Origin of the sequence: Chitinophaga ginsengisegetis (genome assembly GCF_900168065.1) — a bacterium.
In the GTDB taxonomy this organism is placed as follows: Bacteria; Bacteroidota; Bacteroidia; order Chitinophagales; family Chitinophagaceae; genus Chitinophaga; species Chitinophaga ginsengisegetis.
Window position 1 is genome coordinate 40032 of the sequence record NZ_FUZZ01000002.1, and the last position, 18657, is coordinate 58688.

Consider the following 18657-nt stretch of genomic DNA (forward strand, 5'->3'; position numbering starts at 1 on the left):
ATCAGAACAGGAACCAGATCATGGCCACTGCCGCGGCAGTCATCAGCAATAGTGTGAGTCCGCCGAGGATATTCGACAACTTTGAATTGGTATACTCTTTCATGATCTTTTTATTGTTGCCGATATGCATGATCATCGCAATCAATACCGGCGCCGTAAGGCCATAGGCAATGGCGGTATACAACAGCGCTTTAATGGGACTCACCCCGAGAAAGTCGAGCGATAAACCTACGAGCAGGGAAAAGATAATAGATACATAAAACGGTTTGGCCTGGGAGAACTTCTTATCCAGCCCCGCCTTCCACCCGAGCGTTTCCGCGAGCATATACGACTGTGAACCTGCCAGCACCGGGATGGCCAGCAACCCCGTTCCTAATACACCCGTTGCAAAAATCAGGTAAGTAAGTTTTCCTGCCAGCGGTTCCAGCGCTTTGGCGGCCTGATCTACCGTATCTATCTCTCTCATACCAGCCGGAAATAATACGCTACCCGCAGTGAGGATGATGAAGAACATCACGATATTGGAAAACAACATCCCCGTGTTTACATCTGTCTTCATTTCACTCAGCACCCTTTTATCCACCACAATCCCTTTGCCGTTATGCGCCTGGTCTTCCGCTTCCATAGTCGTTTGCCAGAAAAAGAGATACGGTGAAATAGTAGTACCCAGTATTGCAACAATGATAGAGAAGAAATCTTTGTTATATTGAATGGTGGGGATGAAAGTATGTTTTGCTATATCGCCCCAGTTTTGTTTTATCATAAAGGGCACCACTATGTATAACAGCAGCGACATACAAAGCCATTTCAGGATCATGGCAATTTTTTTGTAAGAAAATCGGATGATCACATACATCATCACGGCGGTGATTCCCACACAAAAAACGGATACCGGTATTGCCGGGAAGACCATATGGCACACCGCTCCCATACCCTGGATATCCGCGCCTATGTTCAGCGTAATAGCCGGAAAACTGAATAACAGCATGATGTAAAGTACCGGCCTGGGATAATTCTTTTTTAAGGTAACCGTTAAGCCCTCGCAGGTAACGAGCCCGATGCGGGCGCACATGCCCTGGATAGCCGCCATCAGCGGGAAAGTGAGCAACGACGTCCATAAAGTGGCCAACCCGAACTGTGCGCCTGCCTGCGAATAGGTAGCAATACCGGACGGATCGTCATCGCTGGCGCCGGTAATTAAGCCGGGACCCAGCTTTTTAAAAAACGAGATGGGTTTATTGGGGGCGTCCTGTTTATCCATGAACCTTGTCATTAATGGGTATATGGTAAGTTAATGGAAATCCGGGATATATAGCTTCCGGCGTCATCCATTGTTTTTACCAATCATGATGATCTGATAATACTATTTATTTAATTGATGACTTCATCCGACCTTTGCCCAGTTATAAAACATTTTCATATGGTCATTAACCGCTTAGATCATTTGGTGCTGACAGTAAAAGATATATCAGCCACCTGTCGTTTTTATGAAACAGTACTGGGCATGGAAGTGATCACCTTTGGTGATGACCGTAAGGCACTGCGTTTCGGACACCAGAAAATAAACCTGCATGAAAAAGGCCGGGAAATAGATCCTAAAGCGCTTACTCCCACTATGGGATCGGCGGATCTGTGTTTTATTGCGGATACTGCAGTGGAGGAAATTTTAGTTGAATTAACCGCGCTGAAAATAAATATCCTGGAAGGCGGGATTGTAGAAAGAACCGGTGCTACCGGCAAGATCCGCTCCATCTACTTCAGGGATCCCGGCGGCAACCTGCTGGAGGTAAGTAATTATATTTCAAAATAAACATTCCGGGTAATATTGTTTTTATGCAAAAAACGGTATATTTTTATGCCGCTAATGAGAATCATCCTGTTTTGTTTTCAGCTTTGACCCGCTGTAACCGGACATGGACCCTATAACCAAAATTTGAACATGCTATAACTGACTTGTTTTTGCTAATCACGACACTTAATTATTTTATCTAAATCTGTACTGTAGGCCCAACGACTGTAGCATAGCCAACTACATACTGGTTTTTATTAACCTTTTACACAGCAGATGTTGCGATGGACCCCGGTCCGTCCAGAGGTGGTATTTCTATCAACAACAAAATCTTTAATAATGTTACAAGCCTTTATGGGCTTATCTATTCTGTATATATACTTTAAACCAAAATCTGTATAACTATGAATAAAGCAGGCGTCTGCACCTTTCAAGACCCGATTACTTATTAGACCAAAATCTGACGCGTAGTCGCCTGCCGCAACATTTTCTTATATATCTAAACCAAATTGAAACCGTATGAAAAAAGGTTTACTACTATGGCTTTTGCTGGCCATTGGTGTGGTGCATTCCTATGCCCAGACCCGAACGATTACTGGTAAGGTAACAGATGCACAGGACGGACAGGAGCTGCCCGGTGTATCTGTAATTATCAAAGGCACCAAAACAGGTGTTGTATCAGGTGCCGATGGTAAGTTTTCCATCCAGGCGGATGCCAATACCATCTTATTATTCTCTTTTGTTGGCTATGAAACGAAAGAAGAGAAACCCGGTAACCGCCAGAATATCACTGTTGCTTTATCCGGCAGCAACAGAGTACTAAGTGAAATACTTGTAACCGGTTATGGAGAACTGAAAAGAAAAGATGTGACTTCCTCCGTGAGTCATGTGTCAGCCGGACTTGTTAATAACCGTCCTGCCACCAGCTTTGACCAGGCGTTAACAGGCCGGGCTGCCGGTGTAAACATCAGTACCAACTCCGGTGTGCTGGGTGATAACGTAAACATCCGCATCAGGGGTGTTAACTCCATTACCAACAGCTCGCAGCCATTGGTAATAGTAGACGGTATCCCGGTGAACTCTCTCACTAACCTGAACATTTTTAACAGTGGTAACGGTACCCGTTATAACCCGCTTGCAGACATCAACCCTAATGACATTGAATCGGTGGATGTGCTGAAAGATGCCGCTGCCAGTGCATTGTACGGTTCCCGCGCTGCTGCCGGCGTAATTATCATTACTACCAAAAGAGGTAAAAACGGTACTATCAATGTAAACTATAACGGATATGTGGGCGTGAGCAATGCGGTGAGATTACCTAAACTGCTGAATGGCGACGACTTCATTATTATCCAGAACGAAAAAGCAAAGAACGCTACTAAAACAGGTGGTGTTGCTCCTATCCTCGCAAAAGATATTGATTTAAACGGTGATGGTAAACCAGACAGAACTGACTGGCTGGATGAAGTGTTCCGCACCGGCGTTATCCAGAATCACCAGTTATCACTTACCGGTGGTACGGAGAAAGCAAAATTTTATGCGTCCGGTGAATATGCTGATCAGCAGGGTATGGTACTTGTGAACCGTTTACGCAGGGGTAGCATCCGTATGAACCTGGATGTTACGCCTAAAAAATGGCTGAAATCAGGTATCTCTTTATACAGTTCCAAATCACTGAACAACGGCGTATTGTCTGACGGATACCTCGCAGGCTCCACCTTCTCCGCTTACAACGCCATGCCAAATGTACCGGTGTATGACAAAAATGGCAACCTCTATATCAAGTCCAGCAACGGGGATCTGGCGGATGGTAATAACATCACTACCAATAAACTGAACCGCTTCTTCCACCCGCTGTCCAACTTACAATTCGGAAGAAATGATAATACTGCCACCCGCGTATTATCCAGCGCTTACGTGGAAATTGAGCCGATCGCCGGTTTGAAAATAACTTCCCGGTTTGGCGTTGACCTGGTGCAGAACTTTGAAGACCAATACAGCGGCCCGTTACAGGCTGGTTTGGGATTGGGCAACAATGGCCTGGTACAGGAAAATCTCTTCAGACAAAACCTGTGGAACTGGTCTAACTTTGCCACCTACACAAAATCAATTAACAACCTGCATTTCATCAGCGCTACCATAGGTCAGGAATCCCAACATACAGAACAGAAACAATTATACACCGGACAGGGTAACCTGGCAGATTCTTATTTTAAAGAAATCTATGACGGTTTATTTGCCGGTTCTGATAACAGCTATACCGGTGGCGGCAGGGTTGCCAACTCGTTTGAGTCTTACTTCGGTAAAGTAGGTTATAACTACGGATCGAAATACTATTTTGATGCGACCCTGAGAGCGGATGCTTATTCCGACTTTGGTTCCAATAACCGTCGTGGTTATTTCCCTGGTGTATCTGTAGGATGGAGAATTTCTGAAGAAGGCTTCTTTAAAGATAATATTTCTGTGATCAACGATCTGAAGTTCAGGGCCAGCTATGGTATGGTGGGTAACTCCAACATCCGGGCATACGCATTCCGTTCCCTGTATGGCGGCGGACAGTATGGTGATGTCAACGGATTTGGCGTTGCACAGATCGGTGACCCTAACCTCCAATGGGAAAAATCAAAGAAACTGGATATAGGCGTGGACGTTACCCTGCTGAAAAACAGGATCACTTTTGTGGCAGATTACTTCCACAGTAATATCGACCACCTGATCCTGGATGCGCCCATACTGGCTACCGTTGGTACTCCCTGGGATCCTGTTACCGGTGCGGTGGGTTCTATCCTCACTACCAACATTGGTACCATGTGGAACAAAGGACTGGAACTGACCTTAAATACCCAGAACATTTCCACCAGGGACTTTACCTGGAATTCCAGCATCAACTTCACCATTATTAAAAACAGGGTGACTGCTACTGCCGACGGATCTGATATCATCAAAGGAAACAACCGGGTTAGCGTTGGCAAAACCCTCGGCGTGTTCAAACTCATCGAATGGGGTGGCGTAAACCCGGATAATGGTAATCCAATGTACTACAACGCCAAAGGCGAACTGGTGATGTACAACTTAGATCCCAATGTACCTACTGCCAGAAAATGGACCTCTCCTGACGGCACCAAACCAATGAGCGCTGTTACTGCCTCTGATGCGCAATACCAGGAAAAATCCGGCTACCCTACCTGGTATGGCGGTTTCAATAACACCTTCAGCTACAAAGGCATTGACCTGAGCATCCTGCTGCAGTACAGCGGTGGCAACTATGTATACAATTCTACCAGGGCTGCCCTGATGAGCAACTATTTCCAGAACAACCTGGAAGATATCAAAAACAGATGGACTCCTGAAAATAAAAACACGGATGTTCCCAAACTGGTACTCTCCGATGCTCCAACCAACCAGGCATCTACCCGCTGGATGGAAAAAGGCGATTTCCTGAGAGCGCGTGAAATCAGCCTCGGTTATACTTTCCCTGGTATCAAAGAAAAAATCGGTTTGAACAGCCTGCGTTTATATGCCCTCGTGCAGAATGCCTTTATCATTACCAAATATAAAGGCGCCGATCCTGAAATCAATACCAACCGTGACAGCAATATCAACTACGGAACAGATAACAGGGGTATGCCTTTACCAAGAATATTCATGCTGGGCTTAAATGTTGGATTCTAATTGTTAGCGATTAAAAAACTGAATTATGGAATTAAAATATAAACCGAACTCCCGGAAAAAAACAAGCATTGGTTTGGCCATCGGCGCAGTAGCGATCGCATCTACGATGCTGTTTTCCTGCTCCAAAGTAAATGACCAGATCCCCTTTTCCAAACTAACGCCGGATGAGGCATTCAGCACACCGGAAAGGATTGAAAAGTCGGCCATTGGCATGTATGATGCCCTGCAGAATGGAGAGTTCCTGGGTGGCCGCGTACTGATCTATTCGGACGTAAGATCGGTGGATGTAAATATCTCCTCCTACTTTGGCAACGTACCTACCTTCAATATGCTTTCCAACAACGTGTATGCGTTCAACTGCTGGTCAGGTGGATACAGGACTATTTTTGAAAGCAATTATTTTTCACAGAACCTCAAGGATCATGAAAGCGTAGTTGGCGCAGAAGTGGCAGCAGGCTATTACGCAGAGGCCAAATTTATCCGTGCGCTCACGTATTTCTTCCTGGTAAATACCTACGCACAAACCTATACTTTCCAGCCAGATGCCGGGCATATGGGCGTCCCCTTGATACTTACTGCTGCAAAGGATGGTGGCGAAGCCATTGATCCGAAGAATAAAGTTCCCCGCAACACCGTGAAGGAAGTGTATGACCAGATGATAAAAGACCTCACTGAAGCCGCAGCCGTATTGCCTGTAAGCACCGGGGATGATTACAATGACCGCAGCCGTGCCACCAAAGGCGCCGCCCATGCACTGCTGTCCCGGATCTACCTGTATGAAGGCAACTGGGCCAAAGCCCGTGACTATGCAGATAGCGTGCTCCTGTCGTCCTATGGATATGACCTGGATGCCACTCCCGCTGATGTATGGTCTTCCGGAAACTACCAGGCTTCCCTGGAACGCATTTTTTCTGTAGCCATGAGCTCCGGCGATAACCCCAATACCAATAACGCCATCGGCCAGCATTACGGCAGTTCAGGCAGGGGAGATATCACCATCAGCCAGACCTACCTGACGCTCCCCAATTTCGATCGTTTCACCGATCTGCGGGCGAAACCACTGTTTACTTATGCCATCAGTGGCGGCGATACCACCGCATTTTATACCAAGAAGTTCTTTGGCGCCAGCACCGTAGATGCCTGGGTACCTGTTGTACGCCTGGCAGAAATTATGCTCACCAAGGCAGAAGCATTAGCCAGGTTAACACCAGGTGTTGCCAACCCGGAAGCCATCACCCTGCTGAATGCCATCAGAACAAGAGCGAAGGCAAAAGTACTGGCGCCGTTAACACAGGCAGAACTGATCAATGATATCCTTACCGAACGCCGAATAGAACTGGCTTTCGAAGGGCATGGCGAATTCGACTTCCTGAGAACACACCGTGCAATCCCTGCCCACGGCGGTATTGACGCACAGGAGTGGAATGACGATGCGGTTGTTTTCCCGCTGCCCAATGCAGAAGTGGAACGCAATCCAAACATGAAACAGAATCCTGGTTACTAAGCCGTAACGCTTATTCATAACAAAGGGGCTGGCCAGTAATCTGGCCAGCCCCTTTTCTTCTTTCTAAAAAAAATTATTGCAGGATAATTTTCCTTACTGCTTTCCCAAACCGTTCCACTACATAAATATTTCCTTCTTTATCTGTACAAATGCCATTGATGTTGTTGTAAGTAGCCTGGTTTAATGTTCCGTCATCGTTCCCTGCTATAGGATTGCTGCCACCTTTCCAACCGGTGATCCGCGTTACCTGGTCGTTGGCGATTAACCGGATGGCATTGTTATCTGCCACATATATTTCGCCGGTTACCGCATTTCGGGCCAGGCCGGTAATGCCACTGAACTGTGCCCCGGTAAGCGATCCATCGTTATAGCCGAACTGGTTGCCGGCATACAGCGTTTTAACGCCGTCTGCAATTTTAGAAACAAACGGGTTGTCCCAGTCGCCACCGAAGAACAAAGCTCCACTGTTATCCACTACCATTGTACCCGGTGCACTCTGGTATACACTTGGCGCCAGCGCACTGGCATTGCCGGCACCATCGAGGCGGTATACACCGGAGTATTGCGCGCCTATGTAAACCGTACCATTTTTATCAATACCCAAACCAATGGGCGTAAATGATACACGGGCGATTGTTGTTACAGCACCGGCCGGTGTAATTTTGCGGATGCTTTTATTGTTCTGATCACATACGTAGAGGTTATCCTGCGCGTCCATTACGCAGGCTACCGGGTAATTGAATGCCGCGGCCGTTCCGTTGCCATCTGCATTCCCGGTGGAGCCATCTGTTTTCCCTGCGAAAATGCTCACGGTTCCGGTGGTGGTTACCTTCTTTATCACGTTCAGATCAAGTACGAATATATTGCCGCGGGAATCTACTGCTACACCTTTCGGTTCGGTAAAAACAGTTTGCGACGGACCACCCACAATGGTGATCACGCCTGCCCTGCGGAATACCGGACCTGTGGCATCCAGTGCGCCCACTTTTACTTTCAGCGCGCCGGTGCTTACCCCAATGGGCACCACTACACGAAGCGTGCTGTCGGTGGCCGTAGTTACCGGTACCACTACTCCATTAAAGCTAACAATGTTCTCCGCCGCATTGGCGCTGAAGCCGAGTCCTTTCACGATCACCTCCGTACCCGCGAGACCGTTATCCGGTATCAGCTGTAAAATGCCCAGCGACTGCTCTTTAAACAACGGACCTTCTGTTTGCTGTCCGTTTACAACGAGCTGCATTTTCCCGGCGCCTGCTCCGGCGGGTACTTTTACGCTTATACTTTTATCGGCAGCTGCAGTAACAACGGCGGTGTGCCCGTTGAAGGACACCGTTACCTCATCGGTGAAGGTGCTGAAGTAATCGCCTGCGATGTCCACTGTAGCGCCAGCCGGCGCGCTCAATGGCGTTACCGTTCTGATCACTGGTTTGGGCAGCACGGTAAATACCTGGCCAATTGTTTTCTGCCCGTTGATGCTTACTGCTACCGGTCCTGTAGCTACACCTTCCGGCGCTGTTACCACCAGCTTACCGGCGGTGGCGCTTATTACCCTAGCTGCTTTACCGTTAAAGGTTACGTTATTGCCGGTAGCCAGCGTATTAAAGCCTTCCCCGTTAATGGTTACCGCCGTACCGCTACCACCCTTCAGCGGCTTGATGCTGCTGATAAACTGGAACGTAAAATCGGGGCCACTCACTTCTTTTCCATCTACCATTACCACTACCTTACCGGTACCTGCGCCTTCCGGCACAGCTGCTACCAGCAATGTATCAGACGCACCGGTGATCAGTGCTTCCTTTCCGTTGATGGTTACCTTTGCCGGCGCTTCCATGCTGCTGAAACCGGCGCCACGGATAGAGATATTCGTACCTGCGGGACCGTTAGCCGGACTGATACCATGCAAACTCAAAGCCTGGTAAGTGTAGGTACCCAGTTCCATTTTACGGTCGCCGGATTTTACGGAAAGCGGACCCGTACTGCCCTTGTCCGGCGCCTGTACTATCAGCACAGAATCGCGTGCATCCAGTACCCTGGCCTCCGTGCCGTTAAAGCTTACCAGTACTTCTTTATTAAGTCCTTGCCCCTGCAGGGTAACAATGGTACCTGCATTTCCACTATTGGGCCAGAACGTTTTTACATTCATGGCCACCGTGTTATTATCTCTATCTTTCTTGCAGCCTGCTGCCAGTAACAACATTACCGACAGCAGGTATAAAGCATATTTCATTGTCAGATGATTAACATTGATTAAAAAGAGTACCGTAATCCCAGCTGCACCTGTGCCCTGGAGTTGAGGAAATCAACTGAGTATGGCTTGCCCGGGTTTTCGAAGGTATACACCGGGTATCCGCCCGGGTTTTGCCCTGCCGGGAATACCGGTGTTAAGCCGGTGCTGGCAGTGGAGTTAAATGTATTGGGAGAGAAATATACCTTGCCCCAGTTGCTGTTGACCAGGTGCGTTAAATTCACTACGTCTGCAGTAAAAGTGATGAACTGCTTTCCGCCGAAATGATACTCCTGTGCAAAGTGCAGATCGGCCTGCACATTCCACGGCGTGCGGCCGGCATTACGCTCTGTGAACTGCCCGCGGCGGCTGCGCAGGTATTTATCCCCATCTATATAAGCATTAAAAGCAGCAGCCTGCTGTTCCGCAGAAATACCTTTATCGCGGAAATAGTTGATCGCTTCATCCACATAAGGAATGTACAATAAGCTCACCTGCTGTGGTAATCCCTGGATGCTGTTGTTCACCACACCATAGGTAAACGGACTGCCGGATTGCGCAGTAGCAAATATTGTAATGGTACTAACCCAGCTGTTGCTCCACGCTTTATGATAAGTAACGTTGCCGACTATACGGTGACGTACATCAAAGTTGGACCATGCCAATCCCGGGTTGTTGGGACTCAGCGCCTGGTTCAGCTGCCAGTTGCTTTCCATAGAGTTGCGGATACCGTTGGAGATATCTTTGGAACCTCCATAAGTATAAGCCAGTGACGCCTGGATACCCGAAGGGAAGCTGCGGTTCACGCTACCGGTAAAGCTGTAGCGGTAGCCTTTCTTTGTATTGCTTAACAGGTAGGCGTTGGAAAAATGCGGATCTGTGGTGCCGCTGTAAATGGGTTGCTGCCGGTCTTTATCATAAGGGTAATATTTCGGATCATCCTTGATGTTCACCTGCTGAAACAGCACATCCTTCAGTGTTTTGGTGTACATCGCTTCCACCGTGTATTTAAATCCTGCCGGGCTCACATAATCCAATCCTACGCTGCTGCGCCATACCTGCGGCATCACGAAGTTATTGTCAATCACATCTACCTGTGTTTTACCTGCGTTCCGGTTATTCATCTGTGCGCCGTTCTGCTCAATGAACTGTGCAATACCGTTGGGATTTGGTTGCAGCGGATCGCTGCCGGGTACAAATACTTTTGTATCTGCCTTCTGATCAAAGGAGCCGTAGTTGATGCCATTATTATAGTATGCGTAGGCGATCCAGGCGAAAGGAATGCGGCCGGTGAACAGGCCGGTACCACCGCGGAGGATAAGGCTTTGATCGTTTTTCCAGTCGTAGCGGAAGCCGAGTCGTGGCGACAGTTGCACTTTACCCAGGTAGCCGTTGTTGATACGGTTGAGCGGCGTATAGGCGTAGGTGTTACCAAAAGATCCATCGGTGTATGCGTTCTGTGTTTTATCGCTCAGTGCAGGTTTCCCCGGCAGCCAGGTATAATCGGCGCGTATACCGGGGATCACTTTCAGTTTGTCTGTTACCTGTATTTCATCCTGTGCGTATACGCTGTGCATGTATACATTAAACTGTGCTTCCGGATGTGCGAGTATATATTCGCGGCTGTTGTTGGTATAGTTGTAACTACCACGAACGCGGTAAGGATTGTTGTTCAGATAATCTTCAATGCTGAGGTAATCCACTCTCCCGTTCCAGCTGTTAACAAAGCCATAGTCGATATGATACAATTCATTGTGCGTACCAAGTAACACGGTATGTTTTCCTTTTCTGAAGGTAAGGTTATCAGAGATTTCGATGGTACGTTGTTTCATATCAAAGATGCTCGCCTCACGATCGGTACCGAGGTAGATGGTGGTACCGGGTGTGCGGCCGGCGATCTGCACCTGTGGCAGTGATGGATCTGAACCGGGGTTACGCTTGTCGTGTACCACGCTGAAACCGGCAATGAAGCTGTTGGACCAGCGGTTGTTGAACCTCGACTTTATTTCCATCACGGTAGAACTCTGGTTATTTACCTGTTGATAGGCCATGCTGCTGAACCGGAAATCCTGTTGATCCCGGTCCATGTTCATAGCTTTCGACAGAATGGTATTATTGCGGAAGGAGAGCTGGTGTTTATCGTTGATGTTCCAGTCGATGCGGTTAAAGAATTTCTGCGAGCGGGAGTAAGCCGTATAATTACCGGCGGTACCCGGATCGAAGGCGTTGCCATAACGGCTCAGCGTAGCGTTGCGGATATCGTCTGCATCTTTCACGGTGAGGATCTGCGCCGTTTCCGGTTGACCAACCAGCAGCTGCGCAGGGTCCTGGCGGGAGGTTATTTCTTCATTGGTAAAAAAGAACAATTTATTTTTTATGATAGGGAATCCGATCCGGACGCCTGCCTGGTAATCATAGAAGTCGCTGTTCATTTTGCCGTTGGAGCCTTTGCCGGTGAGGGCAGCATTACGGCCAAAGCCATACACCGAGCCGGTTACCGTATTGGTGCCACTGCGTGTAACAGCATTGATACTGCCGCCGGTGAAGTTCCCGATCTTCACATCGAAGGGGGCCAGGTATACCTGCATGTCTTCAATAGCATCCAGCGATACCGCGTTGGTGCGGGTACTGGAGCCGGGCATACCGGAGCTGCCGGTGATGCCTCCCGCGGAGGGACTGAAGCCAATGGCATCGTTATTAATGGCGCCATCGATGGTTACGTTGTTATAGCGGAAGTTGGTACCGGCAAAGGAATTATCGCGGCTGCTCTGCGGAACCATTTTGGTCATGTCCTGCAGGCTGCGCGAGATGGTGGGCATGTTTGCCAGTTGTGTGCGGCTGATGTTTTGTCCTGCGCCGGTGGTATTGACCGAAGCGGCTTTCTTTGTGCCTTTGATGGTTACCGCAGCAAGATCTTTACCGGCAACAGCCATTACCACGTTGAGTTGCAGGGGTTCACCGAGGCGAATGTTCAGCTGTTCCCTTTTCTGCGGCTGCATGCCCATCATGGTAATGCTTACGGAGTAAGGGCCGCCGATACGCAAGCCCGGCAAATAGTAGCGGCCATCGGCGGTGGTGATTACGCCATACTTTGTACCGGAGGGCTCATGTATGGCCAGTACGGTAACACCGATAAGCGGTTCATTTTTATCGTTGGTGATCTTTCCGCTCAGCGTACCGTTTGTTTCCTGCGCGTATAACAGGCGGCTGGTTGCCAGCAGCACGGTGAGCAAATAAGCTATGTATAAAATTTTCTTCATCACTACTGATTTTCTTTTAATACCTGGTCTATGATGTGGAGTACCCCGTTGCCGGCCATGAGATTTTCTCTTTTCACCTCTGCCGGTACTTTGTTGCCGGCTCCCTTTATGGTGATGCCTATGTATTTCACACCTGTATCATCTTTTACGAGTGAAATGCCTACGTTATTACCGTTTTGCATCGCTTGTTCCGTTTGATCGGAACTGCCGGTGGTAAGGATATAATCGTAGATAAATTTCCGGCCTGCAAACAGGTGGTATTCCAACAGATCGCGTAATGTTTTTGCATCTGTTTTATTGATACTGTCTACAGAAGGAAAGCCTGCGTTGCGGAATGCCGAATTGGAAGGCGCAAAAAAAGTATAGGTGGCACTACCGGAGATCCCTGTTTTCATACCTGCCTGTTGCAATGCTACGTTTAGAAAAGTAAGACTGGTATCTGTAGCAATCGCATCTGACAGCGTTTGATATACCAATGGTTGCAACACATTATCAAGTACCTGTATCATACCGTTACTGGCGGGCAGGTTGTACGCGAGGACGGGGCTGCCATTAATCGTCAGTACGGTATCTTCGCCTTTGATCCAGTGTGTAACAAACATTTTTGCGCCGGTAATCGCCGATATTTCCTGATTAAACTGATAAGGCAGTTTATTCAACTCCCAGGTACCGTTTATAATGTGATAGGACACCAGGTTATTGAGAATGACTGCACTTTGGGTTAGTACCTGTTGGTTAGTTGCATACCCGGCTTTTGCAAATGCGTTGTTATCCGGCACCATCACCGTATAAGGCCCTGCTTGCGCCAGCATGTTACGGTAACCGGTTCTGCCCAATGCGGTATTAAAGGAAGAGAAGTTAAATTTATTATCGTCGATGATGTAGGTGAGGCGATTGATTTCATCCGGACCCGCTGTGTTATCTTTATCCTTTGTACAGGCTGACAATAACAGTATCAGCAAACCTGTATAAGTGAATTTTTTCATTTGGCTGCTTTTAAAAATTATTGTTTAAAGAGATCTCCTACTTCGTGAACAACACCATTGATCACTCTTATATCCCTGCTCTTTAAACTGATGTAAGGATAGTTGGTGCCTATTCTTCTGACGCCGGGCTGGCCGTTGTTGTTAATAAACGATAAACTGATTTGTGTTGGCGGGGTGTTATAAGGCTGTCCTTTAAAAAGCATTAGTCCACTGAGTTGGGCAGCATTCAGCGTAAGGTCGTTGCTAAAGAAAACCGGTCCTACGCGGGCCTCTATACCACTCAGCTGGGAGGCGTTGGCTATTTCCGGTCCGCATGCCATCAGAATGGAATCCATAGCAGTTACCGGCTGTTGCCAATACATATTTTCATCATAGCCGGGAGAAGGCAACGGCCAGGAACGGAGGCAGTATTGCAGGATATCATCTGCATTATGAAAACCATTTTTTATAAACGCATCGTTGTTGGGTGCGAACAGGGTGAACTGTGCCAGCGATGACGATGATTTCAGCAGTGGCAGTGAACTATTCATCCAGATGGACTGGTACAGGCTATCGTTCACAAGTAATGCAGCTACATACAGGCTGAAACGCGGCTGGCTTTGCAGGTATTCCCACATGGATTGTTGTGGTTTGCTGATCAGGTGATCAATGGGATATATTACGCCGTTGGTACCTTCCAGTTGTTGTCCCCATTTGCTGAGGGCCACACCATTGACTATCAGGCTATCGCCGGATTTTGCCAGGAACTGGAAATCCACGTAATCATTGTACCAGTTTTCCCTGTCGGCGAAAGAACGGGATGACAGTGTTGCTGCCGGCGTACTGCCTTTTACGGCGGTAATATTTTCCGGCAACAGGCGGGCGGGCATTATGTAGTAGGATAATAATTCATCCAATACGGTCGCATCTGCCGCCTTTATTTTTTCCAATGTCCAGCCGGCTTCGTCAAAAGCTTTATCGGTGGGTACAATGAGGGTATAAAAACCTGCGCCATCCTGGTTTACTTTCTGATCCATACCCGATCGCTGCCATGCTTCACGGAAACGGGCAAACGAAGAAACAGCCAGTTGTTGTTGCCATGTTTTATCCGGACCTGATTCATGCGGCACAGGTTCACCTACCGGCTCCGGTTCTATGTCCTGTTTGCTGCAGGCCGCGAAAGCCAGGAGCAGTAATAAGAGCAAAGATATTTTTGATGTCATCTGTTTCATTTTTATTGCTTCATTAAATCCGGGTTCAGGAAAAGGTCATCTATTACATGTACGATGCCGTTGCTACATTTATGATCTGCATTTGCGAGACCGTTCAGGTAGTTTACATTGGAGGGGCCGTCCTCGTTCGGGTACCAGTCGGCCGCTTTCTTTTTTAAAACACTTATAAAAGAAATTTCCTGACCGTAATAACTATTATACGAATACCCGAGTGCAATGCCATACCCTCCTGCTTTGATGGCTCCCTCGCCCAGTGTAGCACTACCTGCAAGCAGATAACCATCTGTAGAAAAGACGTGCATAGGTCTCATTTCTACCGGGTAAATAGCAAAGGTGATGGCCTTATAATCAGCAGGATTCATGCTGGCAATCTTTTCAGCTGTGAGTCCGTATTTCAGGAAGGCGCTATTGGCCGGTGCGAAAACCGTTAATGGTTTATTTGTTTTAAGACCGTCCCATAAATTGAATTGTTTCATGGCAGCAGCAAATAAAGTTAAGCTGGTATCTGCGGCGATATAGTCCTGTACGGTGCCCCGGGTGAGCTTCAGCGGCTTGGCAAGGATATGCAGCACCCCATTGGCCAAAGCGATATTTCTTTTACTTTCCTTGAGGATCAGCGCACCATTTACAAACATGTCCAGGTCTGGCGAGATAGTGGCTGCTTTCAGGGTAGATACATATATTTCGTCTCCGGAAAGGGTAAGATACCTGTTATCTATTTGCTGTGGGAAGGTGGTGGTAAAGTAGCGGTTACGGATCATATGATAACGGAGCATAGACCGCAGACTATCCACCTCCATTTTAGCGACATCTCCCGGACCTGTAATACCCATTTTATTGAATGCCGCATTATCCGGCGCAAAAAAGGTAAAGGGGCCACCCTGATTCAGCGTATCCAGCAGGCCTGTTCTTTTCAGGGCGGCAGTTAAGATGCTCAGGTCATAATTATTTTCAATAAATGCGCCCATTGCGCGCGGCGTGGTTGTTCTGTCAATGGGCGGAATGAGATTATCTTTCCGGCAGCCCGTTATGAGCGCCAGCAGCAGCGATACTGCCATGAACTGTTTTATGATAGAAATATTCAGCATATCGAAATAATAAAGACGTTAATAAACCGGCGGTGCAAACTTGCGCTGGATGGTAGTTACATACATCCTGCGGTTGATATACTCCACCGTATTGACCGTAGCAAATGACCGGGGATTATTGGTACCGGAATGGATACTCACTACCAGCCCTGTACGCAGATCACATTTTATCCTGAAAGGCAGATAGGCATTTCTGCCGGATTCACCATAATCGCCCATGATCACGGCAGCATAAACACCTACCGGTATAAAAGCCGGGTAGCCCAGGTTTTCCGGGGTAAAACCGGGGGCGTAAAATCCAAACTGCTGGCTCATGTTGCCTGTGAAGATTTTATTGCTGCTGGTATCGGCAAATAAAGGGAAGCTGTAATAAGGCGTTACTTTAGGTTCCAGGGAATAAATGATCTGTCCTACCGGTATGCCTTTGTAACCCGGCAGCGCCACGGGAGCGCCATTTGCCGCCAGTTTATTGAGCGAGTAGTAAACGTTCATGGTGTCGCTTAGCTTGGTGTTGGACAGGTCCTCATTTGGCACTGCATCGGGCGCTTTCGTATAAAAATTGGCTGCGCTGAGGTTATAGAAGTTTACATATACCATAGAATCAGCGAAGGGTTGTTTCGGAAATGTTTCCTTACGCAGGTACATAAACGGTTGCTGGCTGGTATATTCTTTTATCAATGCATGCATCGTATATACTTCCCCCGCACTCAGGTCTATCGTGGTATCAATCAACGTAACACCCCGTTCCATTTTATCCAGTTCAAAGTAGGGTGTGTTGTTCAGCGGCCGGGTACGGAAAACAATATGATGCTTACCTGAGGGCACCTGCGCCCAGCTCGAAAGGTCATATCCATTCACAATGGGAGCTGCCAGCACTCTTTTAGTACCCGGATATTCTTTTTGCCACAATACATTACTGGCGGCATCGGGATAAGGTCTTGCCCAGTCGCTGCGCCGCTCCAGGAAGTCGCCTGTGATAGCAGCGCTGACAGGTACCCCGGCATCATCCATTACGGGATCTATCAGGAAGGTGAGAAATGGTTGCGGCGCATCTTTGTTATCAAGATTGGTAGTAAATTCAAGGCAGTTGAATACCCGCAGGTAGGCGGGATTATCCAATACCACATAGTCCGTTTTGCGGCAGCTGCTGAAGAACAGTGCGGCCAGTAGTAGTGGCAGTAAAAAGTATTTATTATTCATAAGACTACTCAATTGTTATGTTTCACAATAATCATCCGGGCTTTTTCTGTAGCATTGGCGGCGGTGCTACCCAGCAGCACTACGGTATATATGCCTGGTTCGCTCTGTGGTAATTCCGGTGTTTTATATAATTCCGGGCGGGCAATAAAATCACGGCTTTTCAGCGGCGTGATATTGCGCAGCCAATCGCCGGGGGCAATACCGGGCCTGGAGGCGTAGGCCATTACCGGTTGCGAAAAATTGACCATCTGCATCACATAGGGAAGATCGGTTACTGCTTTTGCGAAATAAATATGTTGATATGCCAATGCGGAAACCGCACTAAATGGTTGTCCGTTACCCTGTGTAAAAGTGACCTCTTCCAGGTCCGGGCAGAAATTCATGAAGCGGATCCAGAAAGGATACACAGCTTTCAGTATACTGTAGGTACCATCATCCGTAGCAGTACCGTCATAGTATTTTCCACTGAGGTTATTGGCGGAAAAAGTAATTGCGGCGCTGCCATCTTTACGGGTATACAGCCAGGCTGTAAAATTATCAGCGGGTTGCATGGCCAGATTACTTTCGGCCAATACCTGGCCGTTTTCATCCAGTGCTTTTACCATATGCGTACCCGTTATATACCGACTGTAGGTGGTTTGTTGGGTAAAGGCTAATGTACTGCCCATCGGCTGCCCGTCTACCTGCCAGGTAATCTTTTTCCCTGCGGCTACATTCACACCCTGTAAACGGGCGTAAGTGATATTCAACGGTTCAGGAATATCTGCAATAATACGGAAGGTGTTATTTTCTGATTTGTAAGTTTCCCCATTAGGGTTACCGGTTGGGATGTTGGCCTCGTAGGTACTTGATACTACGATGGTATAAATACCGCCGGGCTGAAATGTTTTCAGTGGTGCGTAGGTAAGCCAGGTATCTTTATTACCGCCGATGCCGGGTGTACCGTTTATATCCATCAGGGTGCCGGTAGCCGGGTTGAAAAGATTATAAATGGTTCCGCCGGCCGGTACTTCTTTTCCTTCGTTATTCAATACTTTGAACTGGTAGGTACCATAGGGTATTTCCACATAATCAGAATATTTGCCGGGAGCAATGTTGCTGAGACCCGGCACTCCGGTGCCGTCGGCCAGCGTAAGCGACATAGGCCCGGTGCGGAAAATACCCGGAGGAATACTTCCGGTAATGGTGGAACTGAGATTCAGCAAACGGACCTTAAATACAGCCGGATCTGCCGCCGGTGATATACCCCGTGGGATCACGAATAAAGAGTCCTGAAAACCGTCCGGATTGGGTCTGAAACGTACAAAGTAATAATCGTTCGGATGCGCATCATCCTCTTTTGCGCGGAAGGGCCGGGGGGCCGGCACCGCATTTTTAACAGACAGACTGCTGAACAGGATACTATCTACCCAGCCGCTGGCTTTCACCTGCTCCCGGGGAATACTATATGTTAACCCTAAACGGCCTGTTTCCGGGAAATATGCGGTACCGCGTGTTTCATTGGGGCCATAATATCCTTCTTTATCGGGCTGCAGGTAGCTGGTGAGGCGTTGTCCGTTCACCGACAATTCCGTGGCGCCTACCAGGTTAACCACGCGGATGCCGGAGGCACTCATCGGATATTGCACCATGCGGTTATCATAGCTGTAGTCGAGCTTTTTGCTGCAGGCGCTCATCATTACCGCCACCGCTATGAGTATATAAGTAATTTTCATCTTCATCA

General features: G+C 48.0%; 11 protein-coding genes. 3 read left to right on the top strand and 8 right to left on the bottom strand.

What is annotated here, in order from left to right:
- Position 1 precedes the first annotated feature (1 nt).
- Entirely contained in the window at positions 2 to 1261 is a 1260-nt protein-coding gene (locus B5Z18_RS14000) for an NRAMP family divalent metal transporter (RefSeq protein WP_079470118.1), read from the bottom strand.
- Between the two features lie 159 nt (positions 1262 to 1420).
- On the opposite strand from B5Z18_RS14000, the gene B5Z18_RS14005 reads away from it, so the two are divergent.
- From B5Z18_RS14005 to B5Z18_RS14015, 3 genes are all read left to right on the top strand, one after another.
- The gene (locus B5Z18_RS14005; protein ID WP_079470119.1) at positions 1421 to 1810 is read left to right on the top strand and encodes a VOC family protein; all 390 of its coding nucleotides are present in this window, start codon (positions 1421 to 1423) and stop codon (positions 1808 to 1810) included.
- A 498-nt stretch (positions 1811 to 2308) separates the two neighbouring features.
- The gene (locus B5Z18_RS14010) at positions 2309 to 5461 is read left to right on the top strand and encodes a SusC/RagA family TonB-linked outer membrane protein (RefSeq protein WP_079470120.1); all 3153 of its coding nucleotides are present in this window, start codon (positions 2309 to 2311) and stop codon (positions 5459 to 5461) included.
- Between the two features lie 25 nt (positions 5462 to 5486).
- Positions 5487 to 6965 carry a RagB/SusD family nutrient uptake outer membrane protein gene (locus B5Z18_RS14015; protein WP_079470121.1) on the top strand — a complete coding sequence of 493 codons (1479 nt, stop codon included), beginning with the start codon at positions 5487 to 5489 and terminating at the stop codon, positions 6963 to 6965.
- A 73-nt stretch (positions 6966 to 7038) separates the two neighbouring features.
- On the opposite strand, the gene B5Z18_RS14020 is transcribed toward B5Z18_RS14015, so the two are convergent.
- Genes B5Z18_RS14020 through B5Z18_RS14050 form a run of 7 tightly spaced genes read right to left on the bottom strand, consistent with a single transcriptional unit; the run spans position 7039 to position 18655 of the window.
- Positions 7039 to 9192, bottom strand: a complete 2154-nt coding sequence (locus tag B5Z18_RS14020; protein WP_079470122.1) for an IPT/TIG domain-containing protein — start codon at positions 9190 to 9192, stop codon at positions 7039 to 7041.
- Positions 9193 to 9212: 20 nt separating this feature from the next.
- Positions 9213 to 12449: a TonB-dependent receptor gene (locus B5Z18_RS14025; protein WP_079470123.1), complete on the bottom strand. Its 3237-nt coding sequence runs from the start codon at positions 12447 to 12449 to the stop codon at positions 9213 to 9215.
- Between the two features lie 2 nt (positions 12450 to 12451).
- Positions 12452 to 13435: a fasciclin domain-containing protein gene (locus B5Z18_RS14030; protein ID WP_079470124.1), complete on the bottom strand. Its 984-nt coding sequence runs from the start codon at positions 13433 to 13435 to the stop codon at positions 12452 to 12454.
- A 17-nt stretch (positions 13436 to 13452) separates the two neighbouring features.
- Complete coding sequence (locus tag B5Z18_RS14035; protein WP_159454303.1) at positions 13453 to 14637, bottom strand: fasciclin domain-containing protein; 1185 nt, start codon at positions 14635 to 14637, stop codon at positions 13453 to 13455.
- A gap of 11 nt (positions 14638 to 14648) precedes the next feature.
- Positions 14649 to 15734, bottom strand: coding sequence for a fasciclin domain-containing protein (locus B5Z18_RS14040; protein ID WP_079470126.1), 1086 nt, complete (start codon positions 15732 to 15734; stop codon positions 14649 to 14651).
- Between the two features lie 18 nt (positions 15735 to 15752).
- Complete coding sequence (locus B5Z18_RS14045) at positions 15753 to 16934, bottom strand: hypothetical protein (protein WP_079470127.1); 1182 nt, start codon at positions 16932 to 16934, stop codon at positions 15753 to 15755.
- A gap of 8 nt (positions 16935 to 16942) precedes the next feature.
- Entirely contained in the window at positions 16943 to 18655 is a 1713-nt protein-coding gene (locus B5Z18_RS14050) for a hypothetical protein (RefSeq protein ID WP_079470128.1), read from the bottom strand.
- Between the last annotated feature and the right edge of the window lie 2 nt (positions 18656 to 18657).